We start from the raw sequence: 17,985 nt of genomic DNA on the forward strand, positions 1-17,985 counted from the left end.
ACTAAGCACAGAAAACGGCGGGAAACTCAAGGCTGTTGTATCTGTTGCAAATGACCGTAGAGTCGAGCGTAGAGGCCCCCGTCGGCAATCAACTGCAAATGGTCGCCGTCTTCGGCGACTTGCCCACCGTCGAACACCAATACCCGATCGGCCTGCTTCACCGCCGAAAGCCGGTGGGCGATGATCAACGTGGTGCGTGCGCTCAAAAAACGCGCCAGTGCCTGGTGAAGGTTGTACTCGGTGGCTGCGTCCAATGCCGAGGTGGCTTCGTCGAGAATCACCACCCGTGGGTCGGCCAGTACCATGCGGGCGATGGCCAGCCGTTGGCGCTGTCCGCCCGACAGCCGAACCCCGGAACGCCCTACAACGCTTTCCAGGCCCTGGGGCAGCGCCCGTACCGTGGCGTCGAGCTGGGCGATTTCCAATGCCCGCCAGCAATCGTCGTCGCTGCACTCACGGCCCATGGCCAGGTTGGCCCGTACCGTGTCGTTGAACAGCGCCGGATGTTGCAACACCACTGCAACATTCTCCCGAATGGTTTCCAGGCCGATCTCCTGCTGCGTGGCGCCGCCGAAACGAATACTGCCCGACTGTGGCGTGTACAGCCCCAGCAGCAACTGCACCAAGGTGCTCTTGCCGCCGCCACTGGCCCCGACGATGGCGACTTTCTCGCCCGGGGAAATGGACAGGTTCAACTGGTCGAGCACCAGCTCCTCGCCGTAACCGAAACTCAACCCCTGGATTTCGATGCCCACGGTGTCACGGCCCTTGAACGGATCGACGCCCCCCGTGTACTGGGGCTCGTCAGCCCGGGCCAGCAGTTCGTTGATCCGGTTCAAGGCGCCGCCGGCCGCGTAATAGGCGTACTGCAAGTTCAACAGCTGCTCGACCGGACCGATCATGAACCAGAGGTAGCTGAACACCGCCAGCATCTGACCGATGGACAGGTCGGAAAACACCACGGTGAGCATGGCCGCCGCGCGGAAAATATCGATGCCGAACTGGAACAGCAAACCACTGGCGCGGTTCGAGGCGTCGGTTTTCCACTGTGAATTCACGGCGTAATCGCGGACCTCCTTGGCACGCATCCCCAATCGGCCAAGAAAATAACCCTGGCGGTTGCCGGCGCGCACTTCCTGGATGGCATCCAGGGTTTCGGTCAAGGCCTGGGTGAAGCGCGAGGTGCTGTCGTTCTCCAGTTTCTTGAGGTGCTTGACCCGCTTGCCCAGTTGCACCGTGGCGTAGATCACCAGCGGGTTGAACAGCAGGATCAGCAGCGCCAGTTCCCAGTGCATCCACACCAGGATCCCGGCGGTGCCCACCAGGGTCAGCATCGCCACCAGGAAACGGCTGAGGGTCTCGCCGATGAATTTGTCGAGGGTGTCCAGGTCGGTGACCAGGTGGGCCGCCACGGTGCCGCTGCCCAGGCTTTCGTACTCGCCCAGGGAGATTCGCTTGAGACGTTCGATCAAGCGGATGCGAATGCGATAGACAATGTCCTTGGCCAGCCTGGCGAACAAGCGCGCCTGCACCACGTTGAACAGTAAGGCGCCACAGCGCAGGGTCAGGGTCGCCAGCAACATCAGCCCGATATAGCCGGCTGCGCTCTGCCACGCCGTGGGCAAGGCATGGTTCATGACCTTCAAGGCCGCATCGCCGTGGCCCAGCAGGACCTCGTCCACCAGCAGCGGCAACAGCAACGGAATCGGCACGCTGCACAGCGTCGCCAGCACGGCCACGCCGTTGGCGATCCACAGGGCTTTTTTATGTTTGAGGGCCAGGCGACGGATCTCCGCCCAGCTCAACCGGTCGATGCGCTGCGAGGTCGATGGGGCTGACGGTCGCTCAGGCACAGGTCGCGCGCTCCAGCCAGCGGCCAAGCAAGGGCGACAACTGGCTCAGGGGCTGGTAACCGTTGGTCAGCAAGGCCAACTGGCCGTCACGCTCGGCCAGCAGCGTGGGGAACCCGGCAATACCCAAATCCTGGACCCAGGTGAAATCCGCTGCGGTGGCCGCATGTTGGTCGGCGCGGTCGAAAGCCGCGGCGAATTCGATGCGTGGCAGCCCGGCCTGCTCGGCCAGCTCCACCAGGACGCTGGCGTGGGTGACGTCACGGCCTTGTACATAAAAGGCCTGTTGGATCAGTTTCACCAGCGTCCAGGCCAGGTCCGGGGCCAGGCTGCGGGCCGTTACCAATGCCCGGCAGGCGGGTTCGGTGTCGTAGACGAAACCATCCGGCAACGCGCCTTCAAGCTTGAAGGGCTGGCCGGTGGCCTGGGTCACGGCCTGCCAGTGCTCGAGAATGTAGCGCCGGGTGGTCGGCTCCAGCGCCGAACCGCTGCCGGTGCGCAAACCGCCCACCACCAGGTGCAACTCCACACCCGCGGCGTGCGCCTGCTCGACCAACGCCTCGGCCACTGGCGCAAAGCCCCAGCACCAGGAACACATCGGGTCCATCACATAGAGCAGGCGTGACGTCATGGCTCAAGCCTCGGAAGATGTTTGCTTGTAGTTGTAGCCGATCGGGTGCGGCATGTTGCGCGCCTTGGCCAACTCGATCTGTTTCTGCCGGTCGATGGCGCTGCGACGGGTTTTCTCGCTCAGCTTATCCCAGCAATGCGGGCAACTGATGCCAGGCACATAGTGCTCCGAAGCGCGGTCTTCTACGCTCACCGGAGTACGACAAGCGTGACATTGATCGTAGTCCCCTTCGCTGAGGTCGTGGCGAACGGTCACGCGGTTATCGAACACGAAGCAGTCGCCACGCCACTTGGTTTCTTCCTGAGGGACCTCTTCGAGGTATTTCAGGATGCCGCCCTTGAGGTGATAGACCTCGCCGAACCCCTGGCCGAGCATGTAGCTGGAGGCTTTTTCACAGCGAATACCACCGGTGCAGAACATCGCGACTTTCTTGTGCCTGGCCGGGTCGAAGTGGGCCTTGATGTACTCGGGGAACTCGCGAAAGCTGGTGGTCTTGGGGTCGATGGCGCCTTCGAAGGTACCGATGGACACTTCATAATCGTTGCGGGTGTCGATCAGCAGCACTTCCGGGTCGCTGATCAGCGCGTTCCAGTCCTGCGGTTCGACGTAGGTGCCGACTTGCTTGTTCGGATCCACGCCTTCGACGCCAAGGGTGACGATTTCTTTCTTGAGCTTGACCTTGGTGCGGTAGAACGGCTGCTCATCGCAATACGACTCTTTATGGTCGATGTCGATCATGCGCGGATCGTTCTTGAGCCAGGCCAGCAGCCCGTCGATGCCTTCGCGGGTGCCGGAGACCGTGCCGTTGATGCCTTCCTCGGCGATCAGCAACGTGCCTTTGATGCCGTTGTCGAGCATGGCCTTGAGCAAGGGCTCACGCAGCTCGACGTAATCTTCCAGGGTGACGAACTTATACAGTGCCGCCACGACAATGGGTTGTGTCATGGGTGTTTCTCCAGGTGGCTACCCTCGTAAAGGGTGAACCGGATGCGAAAAAAAACGCGCCGGGTAAGCGGCGCGTTGCGGATTCTAGCAAAGACACGGTGGCTTTAGGAGCTGCACGCGCCTGGGAGCTGGACCAATTGTGGCGAGGGAGCTTGCTCCCGCTCGGCGGCGAAGCCGTCGTCTGTATCAGTTTCCAGGGGACCGCTTCGCGGTCCAGCGGGAGCAAGCTCCCTCGCCACAACAAGCATCCGCGCGACAAACAACCACTTTCAGTGCTTGCTGCCACCGGCACAGGTGGGCGAAGCCGGGGCGGCGTCGATCCGGGCCCACTCCTCGGGTGTGTAGGTGTGCAGCGCCAACGCATGGAATTCGCCCATCAGCTCGCCCAGCGTGCCATAGACCTTCTGGTGACGCTTGACACGATTGAGCCCTTCGAACTGCTGGCTGACCACCACCGCCTTGAAGTGGGTCTGCAGGCCACGGCTGTGCATGTGGCTTTCATCCAGCACTTGCAAATGCTCGGGCTGCAACAGCCCAAGCGTTGATTCGATGCGTTGTTGCATGCTCATACCGGGCTCCGCTTACGGCTTTTTCTTGGCTGGAGCGGCTTTTGGCTCGAGCTCGGCCGTCATGTCGGCCAGCAGCTTGTTGACCACCGGCACTGCGCTCTCAAGCTTGGCCTGGGTCAGTTGGGCCGATTGCTGGGTCAACTGTGGCATTTTTTCCAGGACTTTCTTGCCCAATGGCGACTGGTAGAAAGCGACCAGGTCCTTGAGCTCCGATTCGTTGAAGTTGCTGGTGTAGAGCTTGACCATGTCCGGCTTGAGCTTGTTCCAGCCGATGGCTTGGTCCAGCGCGGCATTGGCCTTGGCCTGGTAGGTTTCCAGGGTGGCTTTTTTCGACTCAGGGGCCTTGGTCTGTTCAAAGCGCTGGGCAAACATCTGCTGCACTTGCATGTACACCGGAGTGCCCAGTTTGTCAGCGTGCGCCAGGGTCAGGAACGCTTCGGCGCTGGCGTTGTGGCTGGCGGTATCGGCGAAAACAGGGCCGCTGGCACACACCAGAGCAACTGCGGTACAGATGGCACGAAGACGGGTCATCGAGTTTCCTTTCATTACAGGCGAGGTAAAACCCCAAGGGCGACCATTCTGCGCCTAAAAAACGCCGGGGCTCAACCCCGACGGTTGTCGGGTCCGATTGACGGGCCCAAGCCACCGTTGCTGGATTGAGGGATGATTGAGGGAACCGGAGCGGCCCATCTGGGCCTAAACTGCGCATTCAGCCTTTAAGGAGTTTGACCCGATGAGCCGTATCGAAACCGACAGCCTTGGCCAGGTTGAAGTCCCGGACGACGCCTACTGGGGCGCGCAGACGCAGCGTTCCATGATCAACTTCGCCATTGGCAACGAACGCATGCCGCTGTCGGTGTTGCACGCCCTGGCGCTGATCAAGAAGGCCGCCGCGCGGGTCAATGATCGCAATGGCGACCTGCCCGCCGACATCGCCCGCCTGATCGAACAGGCCGCCGACGAAGTGCTGGACGGCCAGCATGACGACCAATTCCCGCTGGTGGTCTGGCAGACCGGCAGCGGGACCCAGAGCAACATGAACGTCAACGAAGTGATCGCCGGACGCGCCAACGAACTGGCCGGCAACCCCCGCGGCGGCAAGAGCCCGGTGCACCCCAACGACCACGTCAACCGTTCGCAGAGTTCCAACGACTGCTTCCCCACCGCCATGCACATCGCCGCCGCCCAGGCCGTCCATCAGCAATTGTTGCCGGCCATCGGCGAGCTGTCCGGCGGTCTCGCGGAACTGGCCGCGCGCCACATGAAGTTGGTCAAGACCGGCCGTACCCACATGATGGATGCCACGCCGATCACCTTTGGCCAGGAACTGTCGGCGTTCATTGCCCAGCTCGATTACGCCGAACGGGCGATCCGCGCTGCGCTACCGGCGGTCTGCGAACTGGCCCAGGGCGGCACGGCAGTGGGCACCGGGCTCAATTCACCCCATGGGTTCGGCGAAGCGATTGCCGCAGAACTGGCGGCGCTGTCGGGCCTGCCGTTCGTCACCGCACCCAACAAGTTTGCCGCGTTGGCCGGCCATGAACCCCTGACCTCGTTGTCCGGCGCGCTGAAAACCCTCGCCGTGACCCTGATGAAAATCGCCAACGACCTGCGCCTGCTGGGCTCCGGACCACGGGCCGGGTTCGCCGAGGTGAAATTGCCGGCCAACGAACCGGGCAGTTCCATCATGCCCGGCAAGGTCAACCCGACCCAGTGCGAAGCCTTGTCGATGCTGGCCTGCCAGGTCATGGGCAACGACGTGACCATCGGTTTTGCCGCCAGCCAGGGGCATTTGCAGTTGAACGTGTTCAAACCGGTGATCATCCACAACCTGCTGCAATCGATTCGCCTGTTGGCCGATGGCTGCAGCAACTTCCAGCAGCACTGCATCGCCGGGCTCGAACCGGACGCCGAGCAGATGGCCGCGCACCTGGAACGTGGGTTGATGCTGGTGACCGCGCTGAACCCGCACATCGGCTACGACAAGTCAGCGGAAATCGCCAAGAAAGCCTACGGTGAAGGGCTGACCTTGCGCGAAGCGGCGTTGCAGCTGGGGTATCTCACCGATGAAGAGTTCGATGCCTGGGTGAGGCCGGAGAATATGCTGGAAGCGGGTAGCCAGGGCTGAGTTTTGCCTTGATCGATAGTGCGCTATCGCGAGCAAGCTCGCTCCCACAGGGCAACGTGGACCGCGACATTACATCCACTGAAGATCCACTGTGGGAGCGAGCTTGCTCGCGATGAGCCCGGCAGGCTCGGCATCACTGTTGACTCGTGAGCCGCTATCGCGAGCAGGCTCGCTCCCACAGGGGGCTAACGCCCGACAGCCAAACGCTCGCGTCGGGCCCTGAGGCCGGCGATCAGCGAGGGCCCCAGGGCGACCAGCGCCGACCCCAGGACCACCAGCACCGCTCCGCCATAGCCCAGCAGGTTGATCTGCTCGGCATGGACATAATCAGGCCACCACCAGGCCGCCATTGCCACCACGGCGAAGGTCACCAGCGGCGTGATCGCCAGGGTCGCGCTGACCCGCGACGCTTCCCAATGGGCCAGGGCTTCGGCGAACGCGCCATAGGCAATCAGGGTGTTGAGGCAGCAAGCGAGCAACAACCAGCCTTGCAGCGGGCTCAATTGCAGCGCCTCCAACGGATGCACCCAGGGTGTGAGCAGCAGCGCGCAGAACAGGTAGATCACCATCATCACCTGCAACGAGTTCCACACCGTCAACAATTGCTTCTGGCCCAGGGCATAGAACGTCCAGACCGTCGACGCCAGCAACACCATCAGCACCCCGGCGGTGTAGTCGCTCAGGGACGTCAGCAACTCGCCCAGGCGCTGGTTGAAAAACAGCGTGAAACCGATCAGCAACACCAGCAGGCCGATGCCCTGCCCCACGCTGAACCGCTCCTTGAACACGAACAGGCTGGCGACCAGCAACATGATCGGCCCCATCTGCACCACCAGTTGCGCGGTGCCGGGGCTCAAGCGATTCAGGCCCATCAGGTACAACACGTAGTTGCCCACCAGCCCGAGCACCGCCATCGCCACCAGCCAGCCGCCACGAGGGCCGAGCACCTTGCGACTGGGCAGGCGCCGGGTGGCCGCCAAATAGATGAACAGCAAACCGCCGGACACCAGCAAGCGAAACCAGGTCACGGTGACCGGGTCCATCACTTGCAGCACTTGCTTGAGCTTGATCGGCAGGATTCCCCAGAGCAGGGCGGTCAACAGGGCAAGGAACAAGCCGTAGACCCAGCGACCGGACGATATGTGCATGCAACCCTCGAAGCCCAAGACAAAGAACGCCCATTCTAGGCCTCTATCGCCCAGCAACACAGGAACAGTTGGGGATTAATTGAACCGGCTACGGGTATGGCACATGGCCGCCTATCGGCTCGCCAAGCAGCCGTCAGCACCAGCCCCTAAACTTCACTCAACCTGATCCCGCCACCTCTTTGGAGCCCCCCATGCTCGGCAAACGCGCCCAGGACCTCGCCCCTGCGATGGTCTTTCCCAGTGACCGGATTTGCCGGATAAACGGCGAGTTTTACTTCAATACCCGGGAAGGCACCCAGGAAGGGCCATTCGCCAGTCGCGAGGATGCGTTGCGGGAAGTGGAGGCGTATGTACAGCGAATGCTGCAACTGACTCAGGTCGCCAGCTAGCGCACCGCTCTCTTGTGGCGAGGGAGCTTGCTCCCGCTGGGTCGCGAAGCGGCCCCCCTGCCCCGTCAATAAACCGCATCGACAGGTTAACGACTGCTTCGCAGCCGAGCGGGAGCAAGCTCCCTCGCCACACAAGCTCCCTGGCCACAAAAGCCGCCGACCTCCCCAAGCCCGTGGTTATCCCACCGCCTCGAACAACCCCGTAGCCCCCATCCCGCCGCCCACGCACATGGTCACGATGCCGTAACGCAGGTTGCGCCGTTGCAGCTCACGCACCAGATGCCCCACCTGCCGCGAACCGGTCATGCCGAACGGATGGCCGATGGAGATCGAGCCGCCGTTGACGTTGTATTTCTGCGGATCGATTTCCAGCCGGTCGCGGCTGTACAGGCACTGGGAAGCGAACGCCTCGTTGAGTTCCCACAGGTCGATATCGGCGATCTGCAAGCCCTTGGCCTTGAGCAGCTTGGGCACCGAAAACACCGGGCCGATGCCCATTTCGTCCGGCTCGCAACCGGCCACCGTAAAGCCACGGAAAAACGCCTTGGGCTTGAGCCCCAGGGCCAGGGCCTTTTCCAGGCTCATCACCAAGGTCATCGAGGCCCCGTCGGACAACTGCGAGGAGTTGCCCGCCGTCACCGAGCCGTCTTCGGCGAACACCGGCTTCAGGCCCGCGAGGCTTTCATAGGTGGTGTCGGGACGGTTGCAGTCATCATGATCGACCACGCCATCGAGGATCTGAACGACACCCGTGTTCTTGTCCTCGACCCGGTACTTGACCGCCATCGGGATGATTTCGTCATCGAACAACCCCGCCGCCTGGGCCTTGGCGGTGCGTTGCTGGCTCTGCAAGGCGTAACGGTCCTGCTCCTCGCGGCTGACCTGGTAACGGCGGGCGACGATCTCGGCGGTCTGGCCCATGGGAAAATAAATCCCGGGCACCTGCTCCTTGAGCAGCGGGTTGATCAGGTTGTCGGTGTTGACGCTTTTCATCGTCAGGCTGATGGACTCCACCCCGCCGGCCACGATGATGTCGCTGCAACCGGAAGCGATCTGGTTGGCGGCGATGGCAATGGCTTGCAGGCCCGAAGAACAGAAGCGGTTGAGGGTCATGCCGGCCGTGCCGATGCCCAATTGCGAGAGCACCGCCACGTTGCGCCCGATGTTGTAGCCCTGGGCACCTTCATTGGACCCGGCCCCGACGATACAGTCCTCGACACTGGCCGGGTTGATGTCGTTGCGCGCCAGCAAGGCATTGACGCAATGGGCCGCCATGTCATCCGGACGGGTCATGTTGAACTTGCCACGAAAGGACTTGGCCAGGCCGGTCCGTACGCTGTCGACGATCACCACTTCACGCATGGCTGTACCTCATTGTTGTAGTCGGTTGAGAGTGGATCGAGCATAGATCCACTGGATAACCGACCGCGACAATCATTCACCTCGCGTATGCGCGCCCATCGCCCTAGCGCTTCTTCTTGCGAGCCTGTCTCGCACTGCGCTCGAAAGCCGCCTCCAGCGCCTGGTTGAGGGTGCGCAACACCTTGACCCGCGCCCAGCGCTTGTCGTTGGCCTCCACCAAGGTCCAGGGGGCAATCTCGGTGCTGGTGCGGTCGACCATGTCGCACACCGCGGCGCGGTAGGCATCCCACTTGTCGCGGTTGCGCCAGTCATCCTCAGTGATCTTGAAGCGCTTGAACGGGATGTCCTCGCGCTCCTGGAAACGTTCCAGTTGGGTTTCCTTATCGATGGCCAGCCAGAACTTGACCACCACCACGCCGGCATCGGCGAGCTGTTCCTCGAAATCGTTGATTTCCCCGTAAGCCCGCAGCCAGTCGGCCTGGCTGCAAAACCCTTCGACCCGCTCCACCAGCACCCGGCCGTACCAGGAGCGGTCGAACATGGTGAACTTGCCGCGTGCGGGAATATGCCGCCAGAACCGCCACATGTAGGGGTGGGCGCGCTCTTCTTCCGTGGGTGCGGCAATGGGCACGATGCTGTATTGGCGCGGGTCCAGGGCCGCCGTGACCCGCCGGATCGCCCCGCCCTTGCCCGCCGCGTCGTTGCCTTCGAACACCGCCACCAGGGCATGCTGGCGCATGCGTTTGTCCCGCAGCAGCCCGGCGAAGCGCGCCTGCTCGGTGATCAGTTGTTCTTCGTAGTCGGCCTTGTCCAGGCGCCGGGTCATGTCCAGGCTGTCGAGCAACGTGATCTGGCCATCCAACTCGGGCAGCGGCGCCACGCTGACCTTTTGCGGCTTGATCTTCGGCCGGTCCAGGGCCTGGCGCAAGCCGTCGAGCAGGATCCGCCCGACGGTGAGGCTGCGATAACAGCTGTCCATGCCTTCGATCACATGCCAGGGCGCGTAATCACGACTGGTGCGGCGCAGCACACGCTCGCCGTATTTGACGAACTTGTCATAGGTCTGGGATTGCTGCCAATCCAGCGGGCTGATGCGCCAACTGTGCAGCGGGTCATCCTTGAGCCCCTTGAGCCGGGCCTTCATCTGTTTCTTGGACAGGTGGAACCAGAACTTGAAAATCAGCGCGCCTTCATCGCAGAGCATTTTTTCCAGGCGCTCGGCACCGGCGATCGCCTGGTCGAGCCGTGGATCCTTGAATTCGCCATGGACCCGGCCTTGCAGCATCTGGCTGTACCAGTTGCCGAAGAAAATCCCCATGCGCCCCTTGGCCGGCAGCATCCGCCAATAACGCCACGCGGGAGGCCGCGCCAGTTCCTCGTCGGTCTGCTGATCGAAGGTGCGCACTTCGATCAGCCGCGGGTCCATCCATTCGTTGAGCAACTTCACCGTCTCGCCCTTGCCCGCGCCTTCGATGCCGTTGATCAACACGATGACCGGAAACCGACCCTGCTGCTGCAACTCGAACTGCGCTTCCAGCAGTGCTTCACGCAGGGCCGGCACCTCGGCTTCAAAGGTTTCTTTATCGATGACGTGACCGATTTCAGCGGATTCGAACATGGACAGCTCCTTCCAGGGATTGGGGCAAGACTAGCGGATTGGATGCGGCCCTGTGCAGCAGATTCCATCAAGAACAACGCTGTGTTGCGATGGGTCAAGCAAGCCGATACCGATCGGCTAGAATGGCCGCTCAGTTTCGACCGAGCCTGCCATGACGCCTGTACAGCACCACGCCCAACTCGACTGGGACGACCAGGGTCGCCCGCGCTCGCGGGTATTCGACGACGTGTATTTCTCCGATCAGTCCGGGCTGGAAGAAACCCGTTACGTGTTCCTCGAGCAGAACAACCTGGCCGAGCGCTTTGCCGCGCTGCCCGCCGACGGGCGCCTGGTGATCGGCGAAACCGGCTTTGGCACCGGCTTGAACTTCCTCTGCGCCTGGCAGTTGTTCGAACAATGCGCGCCGACCGGGGCGCGGCTGCATTTCGTCAGCGTCGAGAAGTACCCATTGACCCAGCAGGACCTGTGTCGGGCCCTGGCCCTCTGGCCGCAGCTCGCCCCCCAGGCCGAGCAACTGCTTGGGCAATACGTGGCGATCCATCAGGGTTTCCAGCGCCTGGTCCTGGCCAATGGGCGGGTGATGCTGACCTTGTTGATCGGCGATGCCCTGGAGCAGTTGCCGCAGTTGGACGGGCAGATCGACGCCTGGTTCCTGGACGGTTTCGCACCGGCCCGAAACCCCGAAATGTGGACCGCCGAGCTGTTCGCCGAACTGGCCCGGCTGGCCGCACCCGGCGCCACCCTCAGTACTTTCACCAGCACCGGCTGGGTCCGGCGCCTGCTGAACGCGGCGGGCTTCAAGATGAAGCGCACGCCGGGCATCGGCCATAAGTGGGAAATCCTGCGGGGCGTGTTTCTTGGCTGGCCGGAGCAGACAGCGACGCCGTCCCCGGCAAAACCCTGGTACGCCCGCCCCGTGCCACCCACCGGCGAGCGCCGGGCCCTGGTGGTCGGCGGTGGCCTGGCCGGTTGTGCCAGCGCGGCGAGCCTCGCCGCCCGTGGCTGGCAGGTGACACTGCTGGAGCGGCATGCCGGGTTGGCCGAGGAGGCCTCCGGAAACCCCCAGGGCGTGCTGTACCTCAAGTTGTCGGCCCACGGCACCGCATTGTCACAGATGATCCTCAGCGGCTTCGGCTACACCCGACGTGTGCTGGAGCAACTGCAACGCGGCGTTGATTGGGATGCCTGTGGCGTCTTGCAACTGGCCTTCAACAGCAAGGAAGCCGAGCGTCAGGTACAATTGGCCGAGGCGTTCCCAACGGATTTACTGCACACCCTGGATCAGTCCGAAGCCCAGGCCCGATCCGGCATCGGCCTGGCCTGTGGAGGCTTGTTTTATCCCGAGGGCGGCTGGGTGCATCCGCCAGCATTGTGTCGCTGGCAAGCCTCGGGACCGGCGATCGATGTGCAACCCCATCATGACGTGCTGCACCTGCGCCGCGTCGACGGCCAATGGCAGGCGTGGGACAGCGAACGCTGCCTGGCCAGCGCACCGGTGGTGATTCTCGCCAGTGCTGCCGAGATCAAACGCTTCGAACCGGCTGCCGACTTGCCGCTCAAGCGCATTCGCGGGCAGATCACCCGTCTGCCGCAAACCCACCGCAGCCAGAGCCTGGCGACGGTGGTCTGCGCCGAAGGTTATGTGGCGCCGCCGCGGCAGGGCGAACACACCCTGGGCGCCAGTTTCGACTTCAACAGCGACGACCTGACCCCCACCGCCGCCGAGCACGCCGGCAACCTGCGCATGCTCGAAGAAATCTCCCAAGACCTGGTGCAGCGCTTGAACGCCGCTACCTTGGACCCGGAGCACCTCGAAGGCCGCGTGGCGTTTCGCTGCACCAGCCCGGATTACCTGCCGATTGTCGGACCGTTGGCCGACCGCCAGGCCTTTACCGACGCCTATGCGGCCCTGGGCAAAGACGCCCGCCAAGTACCGGACGCCCCTTGCCCGTGGCTCGCGGGCCTGTACATCAACAGCGGCCACGGTTCCCGAGGCCTGATCACCGCGCCCCTGTCGGGCGAACTGATCGCCGCCTGGCTGGACAACGAACCCCTGCCACTGCCCCGCAGCGTGGCCGAGGCCTGCCACCCGAACCGGTTTGCGTTGCGGGCCTTGATTCGGGGCAAGGCCTGACCCCGATGGATGGCTCACAACAAACCCTGTGGGAGCTGAGCTTGCTCGCGATGGCGATGTGTCAGCCTACTAAGATGCCGGCTGATCCACCACCATCGCGAGCAAGCTCAGCTCCCACAGGTTCGCCTATCTTTAAATCCCATGGCAGACCAACCCACCCGCCCGCCGGCTTATAACGCATCGATCTAAAACTCACAGCAATCCCTCCGGTCAGTTTCAGGGTACCCGCCCTTTTGGCGCGTGCTGCTTGACCCCTCCCCAACGGAAAAACCGGTAAGGACTTATGTGCGGATTAGCTGGAGAGTTACGTTTCGATCAACAACCTGCGGACCTTGCGGCCGTAGAGCGGATCACCCATCACCTGGCCCCTCGCGGCCCCGATGCGTGGGGTTTTCATAGCCAGGGGCCGATCGCCCTGGGCCATCGGCGCCTGAAAATCATGGACCTGTCGGACGGCTCGGCCCAGCCGATGATCGACAATCAACTGGGCCTGTCCCTGGCCTTCAACGGCGCGATCTACAACTACCCGGAACTGCGCACCGAACTCGAAGCCCTGGGCTACACCTTCTATTCCGGTGGCGACACCGAAGTGCTGCTCAAGGGCTACCACGCCTGGGGCGAAGCGCTGCTGCCCAAGCTCAACGGCATGTTCGCGTTCGCTATCTGGGAGCGCGATGCCAAGCGGCTGTTCATCGCCCGCGACCGCCTCGGCGTCAAGCCGCTGTACCTGTCGCGCACCGGCCAGCGGCTACGCTTCGCCTCGGCATTGCCGGCGTTGCTCAAGGGCGGCGACATCAACCCCATGCTCGACCCGGTGGCTCTCAACCATTATCTGAATTTCCACGCCGTGGTTCCGGCGCCCCGTACCTTGCTGGCCGGTGTTGAAAAACTGCCGCCCGCTACCTGGATGCGAATCGAAGCCGACGGCACCACCGAGCAGAAAACCTGGTGGACCCTGCCCTACGGCCCTCGGGCCGACGAACAGCACCTGAACCTGGAAGACTGGATCGACCGTGTGCTCGACAGCACCCGTGAAGCCGTAGCCATTCGCCAGCGTGCCGCCGTGGATGTCGGCGTGCTGCTGTCCGGGGGCGTCGACTCAAGCATGTTGGTGGGTCTGTTGCGAGAAGTGGGCGTGGAAGACCTGTCCACGTTCTCCATCGGTTTCCAGGATGCCGGCGGCGAACGCGGTGACGAATTCCAATATTCGGACCTGATCGCCAAGCACTACGGCACCCGCCACCACCAACTGCGCATCGACGAAAAAGAGATCATCGAGCAACTGCCCGCCGCGTTCCGCGCCATGAGCGAGCCGATGGTCAGCCACGATTGCATCGCCTTCTACCTGCTGTCGCGGGAAGTGGCCAAGCATTGCAAAGTCGTACAAAGCGGCCAGGGTGCCGACGAGCTGTTCGCCGGTTACCACTGGTACCCGCAGGTCGATGGCGCCAGCGATCCGTACGCCGCCTATCGCGCTGCGTTCTTCGACCGCAGCTACGAAGAATATGCCGCCACTGTGCAACCCAACTGGCTGACGGCCAATGATGCGGCCGGTGACTTCGTCAAAGAACATTTCGCCCAACCCGGAGCCGATGCCGCGGTGGACAAGGCCCTGCGCCTGGACAGCACCGTGATGCTGGTGGACGACCCGGTCAAGCGCGTCGACAACATGACCATGGCCTGGGGCCTGGAAGCGCGCACGCCGTTCCTGGACTACCGCTTGGTGGAGCTTTCGGCCCGGGTCCCGGCGCAGTTCAAGTTGCCCGATGGCGGCAAGCAGGTGCTCAAGGAAGCCGCCCGACGGGTGATCCCCAGCGAGGTGATCGACCGCAAGAAAGGTTATTTCCCGGTGCCGGGCCTCAAGCACCTGGAAGGCCATACCCTGGCCTGGGTCCGCGAGCTGCTGCTGGATCCGAGCCAGGATCGCGGCCTGTTCAACCCGGCCATGCTCGACCGCCTGCTCACCGACCCCAACGGCCAGCTCACGCCGTTGCGCGGTTCGCGACTGTGGCAACTGGCGGCGCTGAACCTGTGGCTCAGCGAGCAAGGAATCTGATCGATGAAACCTCACGCAACCGTTCACAACCAACGCCTCTTGCGCGGCCAGGCGCCTTCTTACGAACGCCTGCAGGCACGCCTGGCCGAAGACGGCAGCGAATTGGGCGCCGACCCGATCGCGGTGCATTGCGGCTGGGGCCGACTGCTGATCGGCCACACCTTCCCGGACCCGGCGAGCCTGGCCCGGGAACTGCTCAACGAACAACCCGGTGAACGCGACATTGCCTTGTACGTGGCCGCGCCCCAGCAAGTGCTGGGGTTGGAACCGGCGCAACTGTTCCTCGATCCATCCGACACCTTGCGCCTGTGGTTCAGCGACTATCGCCAGTCCACCCGGGTGTTTCGCGGTTTCCGAATTCGCCGGGCCCAGAGCGAGACCGACTGGCAGGCCATCAACCAGCTCTACCAGGCCCGGGGCATGTTGCCCATCGACCCGCTGCGACTGACCCCGCGCCACGAGGGCGGCCCGGTCTACTGGCTGGCCGAAGACGACGACACCGGTACGGTAATCGGCAGCGTCATGGGCCTGAATCATCAGAAGGCCTTCAACGACCCGGAAAACGGCAGCAGCCTCTGGTGCCTGGCCGTCGATCCGCAATGCCCACGGCCCGGTGTGGGCGAAGTGCTGGTGCGTCACCTCATCGAGCATTTCATGAGCCGGGGCTTGAGTTACCTCGACCTGTCGGTGCTGCATGACAATCGCCAGGCGAAAAACCTCTACGCCAAACTCGGTTTTCGCCATCTCTCGACCTTCGCCATCAAGCGCAAGAACGGCATCAACCAGCCGTTGTTCCTCGGCCCAGGTCCCGAGGCGCAGTTCAATCCTTATGCGCGGATCATTGTCGAAGAAGCTCACCGTCGAGGCATCGAAGTGCAGGTGGACGATGCCGAGGCCGGCTTGTTCACCCTGGTCCACGGCAGCCGCCGGGTGCGCTGCCGCGAATCCCTGAGCGACCTGACCAGCGCCATCAGCATGACCTTGTGCCAGAACAAAAGCCTGACCCACAAGGTACTGAAAAGCGCCGGCCTGAACCTGCCGGCCCAACAGTTGGCGGGCAATGCCGATGACAACCTGGCGTTCCTCGATGAGCACGAACGGGTGGTGGTCAAGCCGCTGGACGGGGAACAGGGCCAAGGCGTGGCGGTGGATCTGCGCACCATCGAGGAAGTGCAGAGCGCCATCGAGACGGCTCGGCAGTTCGATAGCCAGGTGTTGCTGGAAAGCTTCCACGAAGGGCTGGACCTGCGCATCCTGGTGATCGGCTTTGAAGTGGTGGCGGCGGCGATCCGGCGTCCGGCGGAGGTGATCGGCGACGGCCGGCACACCATCGGCGCGTTGATTGAAGCCCAAAGCCGCCGACGGCAGGCCGCCACGGGCGGCGAAAGCAAGATCCCGATGGATGCCGAGACCCTGCGCACACTCAACGCGGCGGGGTTCGACTACGACAGCGTGCTGCCGGCCGGGGAACACCTGTTCGTCCGGCGTACGGCAAACCTGCATACCGGCGGCGTGCTGGAGGATGTCACCGCCATCCTGCATCCGACCCTCGTCGATGCGGCGGTGCGCGCCGCGCGGGCGTTGGACATTCCCATGGTCGGCCTCGACCTGCTGGTGCCGGCGGCCGATCAACCCGAGTACGTGTTCATCGAAGCCAACGAACGCGCCGGCCTGGCCAACCACGAACCCCAGCCCACCGCCGAGCGCTTTGTGGATTTGTTGTTTCCTCATAGCCAGACGGTGGCCTAGCAGAACTGTGGTGCCTGAACAGTCCTCATCGCGAGCAAGCTCGCTCCCACATGGAATTTTTGGTGTTTATACATTCTGTGTTCACTGCAAAAACTCTATGGGAGCGAGCTTGCTCGCGATAAGGCCAGTGCAGGCACCGTCATCCAACAGTCGGACTCACTCATCGAAACCATCGATGCGCTCAACCCATCAGGAGTTTCCATGATCAGTAAAATTCCCGAACCGGATCTCGAATACCTGCAGAAAGTCCTGCTGGAAATGCTCGCCATTCCCAGCCCTACCGGCTTTACCGACACCATCGTGCGCTACGTCGCCGAGCGGCTCGAGGAGCTGGGTATCGCGTTCGAAATGACCCGTCGCGGCACGATCCGCGCCACGCTCAAGGGCCGCAAGAGCAGCCCCGACCGGGCCGTCTCGGCGCACCTGGATACCATCGGTGCCGCGGTGCGGGCCATCAAGGACAACGGTCGCCTGACCCTGGCCCCGGTAGGTTGCTGGTCCAGCCGGTTTGCCGAAGGCAGCCGGGTCAGCCTGTTTACCGACACCGGCGTGATTCGCGGCAGCGTACTGCCATTGATGGCGTCCGGGCACGCGTTCAACACCGCCGTGGACGAAATGCCCATCAGTTGGGACCACATCGAATTGCGCCTGGACGCCTATTGCGCCACCCGCGCCGACTGCGAAACCCTCGGGGTGGGCATCGGCGATTACGTGGCCTTCGATCCCCTGCCGGAATTCACCGAAAGCGGCCACATCAGCGCCCGGCACCTGGACGACAAGGCCGGGGTCGCGGCGCTGCTGGCGGCGCTCAAGGCGATTGTCGACAGCGGTGAAGAACTGCTGATCGATTGTCACCCACTGTTCACCATCACCGAGGAAACCGGTAGCGGCGCCGCGGCCGCGCTGCCCTGGGACGTCAGTGAATTCGTCGGCATCGACATCGCCCCCGTCGCCCCCGGCCAGCACTCGAGCGAGCATTCGGTCAGCGTAGCGATGCAGGACTCCGGAGGCCCCTACGACTATCACCTGTCGCGGCACTTGCTGAAACTGGCCAAGGAGAACGACATATCGGCACGCCGGGACCTGTTCCGCTATTACTTCAGCGACGCTCATTCGGCCATCACCGCCGGCCACGATATTCGTACCGCCCTGCTCGCCTTCGGCTGCGACGCCACCCATGGCTACGAACGCACCCACATCGACAGCCTGGCCGCCCTCAGCCGCCTGCTCGGCGCCTACATTCTCAGCCCACCGGTGTTCGCCAGCGACGCACAACCGGCCCAAGGCTCGCTGGACCGCTTCAGTCACCAGATCGAGCACGATGCACAGATGGAAAGCGATACCCGAGTGCCGTCGGTGGATAGCCTGGTGGGGCAGCGGTCGGATAGCTGATCCAACATTCACTG

14 protein-coding genes are annotated in these 17,985 nt (G+C 63.1%); 6 read left to right on the plus strand and 8 right to left on the minus strand.

Annotated elements, in window-relative coordinates:
- Positions 1-26 precede the first annotated feature (26 nt).
- From AO356_RS03530 to AO356_RS03550, 5 genes are all read right to left on the minus strand, one after another.
- Entirely contained in the window at positions 27-1,853 is a 1,827-nt protein-coding gene (locus AO356_RS03530; protein ID WP_060738601.1) for an ABC transporter ATP-binding protein, read from the minus strand.
- Complete coding sequence (locus tag AO356_RS03535) at positions 1,846-2,448, minus strand: DsbA family protein (RefSeq protein ID WP_177431752.1); 603 nt, start codon at positions 2,446-2,448, stop codon at positions 1,846-1,848. Before AO356_RS03535 ends, AO356_RS03530 begins: the two co-directional genes overlap by 8 nt.
- A gap of 36 nt (positions 2,449-2,484) precedes the next feature.
- Positions 2,485-3,426 (minus strand): rhodanese-related sulfurtransferase, encoded by a 942-nt coding sequence (locus AO356_RS03540; protein WP_060738603.1) that lies wholly within the window; start codon positions 3,424-3,426, stop codon positions 2,485-2,487.
- A 269-nt stretch (positions 3,427-3,695) separates the two neighbouring features.
- Positions 3,696-3,995 (minus strand): BolA family protein, encoded by a 300-nt coding sequence (locus tag AO356_RS03545; RefSeq protein ID WP_060738604.1) that lies wholly within the window; start codon positions 3,993-3,995, stop codon positions 3,696-3,698.
- A 12-nt stretch (positions 3,996-4,007) separates the two neighbouring features.
- The gene (locus tag AO356_RS03550) at positions 4,008-4,526 is read right to left on the minus strand and encodes a DUF2059 domain-containing protein (protein ID WP_060738605.1); all 519 of its coding nucleotides are present in this window, start codon (positions 4,524-4,526) and stop codon (positions 4,008-4,010) included.
- Positions 4,527-4,728: 202 nt separating this feature from the next.
- On the opposite strand from AO356_RS03550, the gene AO356_RS03555 reads away from it, so the two are divergent.
- Positions 4,729-6,123 (plus strand): class II fumarate hydratase, encoded by a 1,395-nt coding sequence (locus AO356_RS03555; protein ID WP_060738606.1) that lies wholly within the window; start codon positions 4,729-4,731, stop codon positions 6,121-6,123.
- A 185-nt stretch (positions 6,124-6,308) separates the two neighbouring features.
- On the opposite strand, the gene AO356_RS03560 is transcribed toward AO356_RS03555, so the two are convergent.
- The gene (locus tag AO356_RS03560; RefSeq protein WP_060738607.1) at positions 6,309-7,271 is read right to left on the minus strand and encodes a DMT family transporter; all 963 of its coding nucleotides are present in this window, start codon (positions 7,269-7,271) and stop codon (positions 6,309-6,311) included.
- A 191-nt stretch (positions 7,272-7,462) separates the two neighbouring features.
- Between AO356_RS03560 and AO356_RS03565 the strand changes: the two genes are divergently transcribed.
- Positions 7,463-7,660, plus strand: coding sequence for a DUF6316 family protein (locus AO356_RS03565; RefSeq protein WP_060738608.1), 198 nt, complete (start codon positions 7,463-7,465; stop codon positions 7,658-7,660).
- A gap of 177 nt (positions 7,661-7,837) precedes the next feature.
- Here the strand turns inward: AO356_RS03565 and AO356_RS03570 are convergent, their stop codons facing one another.
- Together AO356_RS03570 and pap are read right to left on the minus strand one after the other, a co-directional pair.
- Positions 7,838-9,022, minus strand: coding sequence for a thiolase family protein (locus tag AO356_RS03570; RefSeq protein WP_060738609.1), 1,185 nt, complete (start codon positions 9,020-9,022; stop codon positions 7,838-7,840).
- 103 nt (positions 9,023-9,125) lie between these two features.
- Positions 9,126-10,640 carry a polyphosphate:AMP phosphotransferase gene (gene pap, locus AO356_RS03575; protein ID WP_060738610.1) on the minus strand — a complete coding sequence of 505 codons (1,515 nt, stop codon included), beginning with the start codon at positions 10,638-10,640 and terminating at the stop codon, positions 9,126-9,128.
- 151 nt (positions 10,641-10,791) lie between these two features.
- On the opposite strand from pap, the gene mnmC reads away from it, so the two are divergent.
- The 4 genes from mnmC (at position 10,792) to AO356_RS03595 (ending at position 17,971) form a co-directional block, all read left to right on the plus strand.
- Positions 10,792-12,774, plus strand: a complete 1,983-nt coding sequence (mnmC, locus tag AO356_RS03580) for a bifunctional tRNA (5-methylaminomethyl-2-thiouridine)(34)-methyltransferase MnmD/FAD-dependent 5-carboxymethylaminomethyl-2-thiouridine(34) oxidoreductase MnmC (protein ID WP_060738611.1) — start codon at positions 10,792-10,794, stop codon at positions 12,772-12,774.
- Between the two features lie 283 nt (positions 12,775-13,057).
- Positions 13,058-14,830, plus strand: coding sequence for an N-acetylglutaminylglutamine amidotransferase (locus AO356_RS03585; protein WP_060738612.1), 1,773 nt, complete (start codon positions 13,058-13,060; stop codon positions 14,828-14,830).
- A gap of 3 nt (positions 14,831-14,833) precedes the next feature.
- Positions 14,834-16,579 (plus strand): N-acetylglutaminylglutamine synthetase, encoded by a 1,746-nt coding sequence (ngg, locus tag AO356_RS03590; protein ID WP_060738613.1) that lies wholly within the window; start codon positions 14,834-14,836, stop codon positions 16,577-16,579.
- A gap of 201 nt (positions 16,580-16,780) precedes the next feature.
- Entirely contained in the window at positions 16,781-17,971 is a 1,191-nt protein-coding gene (locus tag AO356_RS03595) for an osmoprotectant NAGGN system M42 family peptidase (protein ID WP_060738614.1), read from the plus strand.
- The last annotated feature ends 14 nt before the right edge of the window (positions 17,972-17,985 follow it).

The sequence above is a fragment of the Pseudomonas fluorescens genome (genome assembly GCF_001307275.1).
In the GTDB taxonomy this organism is placed as follows: domain Bacteria; phylum Pseudomonadota; class Gammaproteobacteria; order Pseudomonadales; family Pseudomonadaceae; genus Aquipseudomonas; species Aquipseudomonas fluorescens_AA.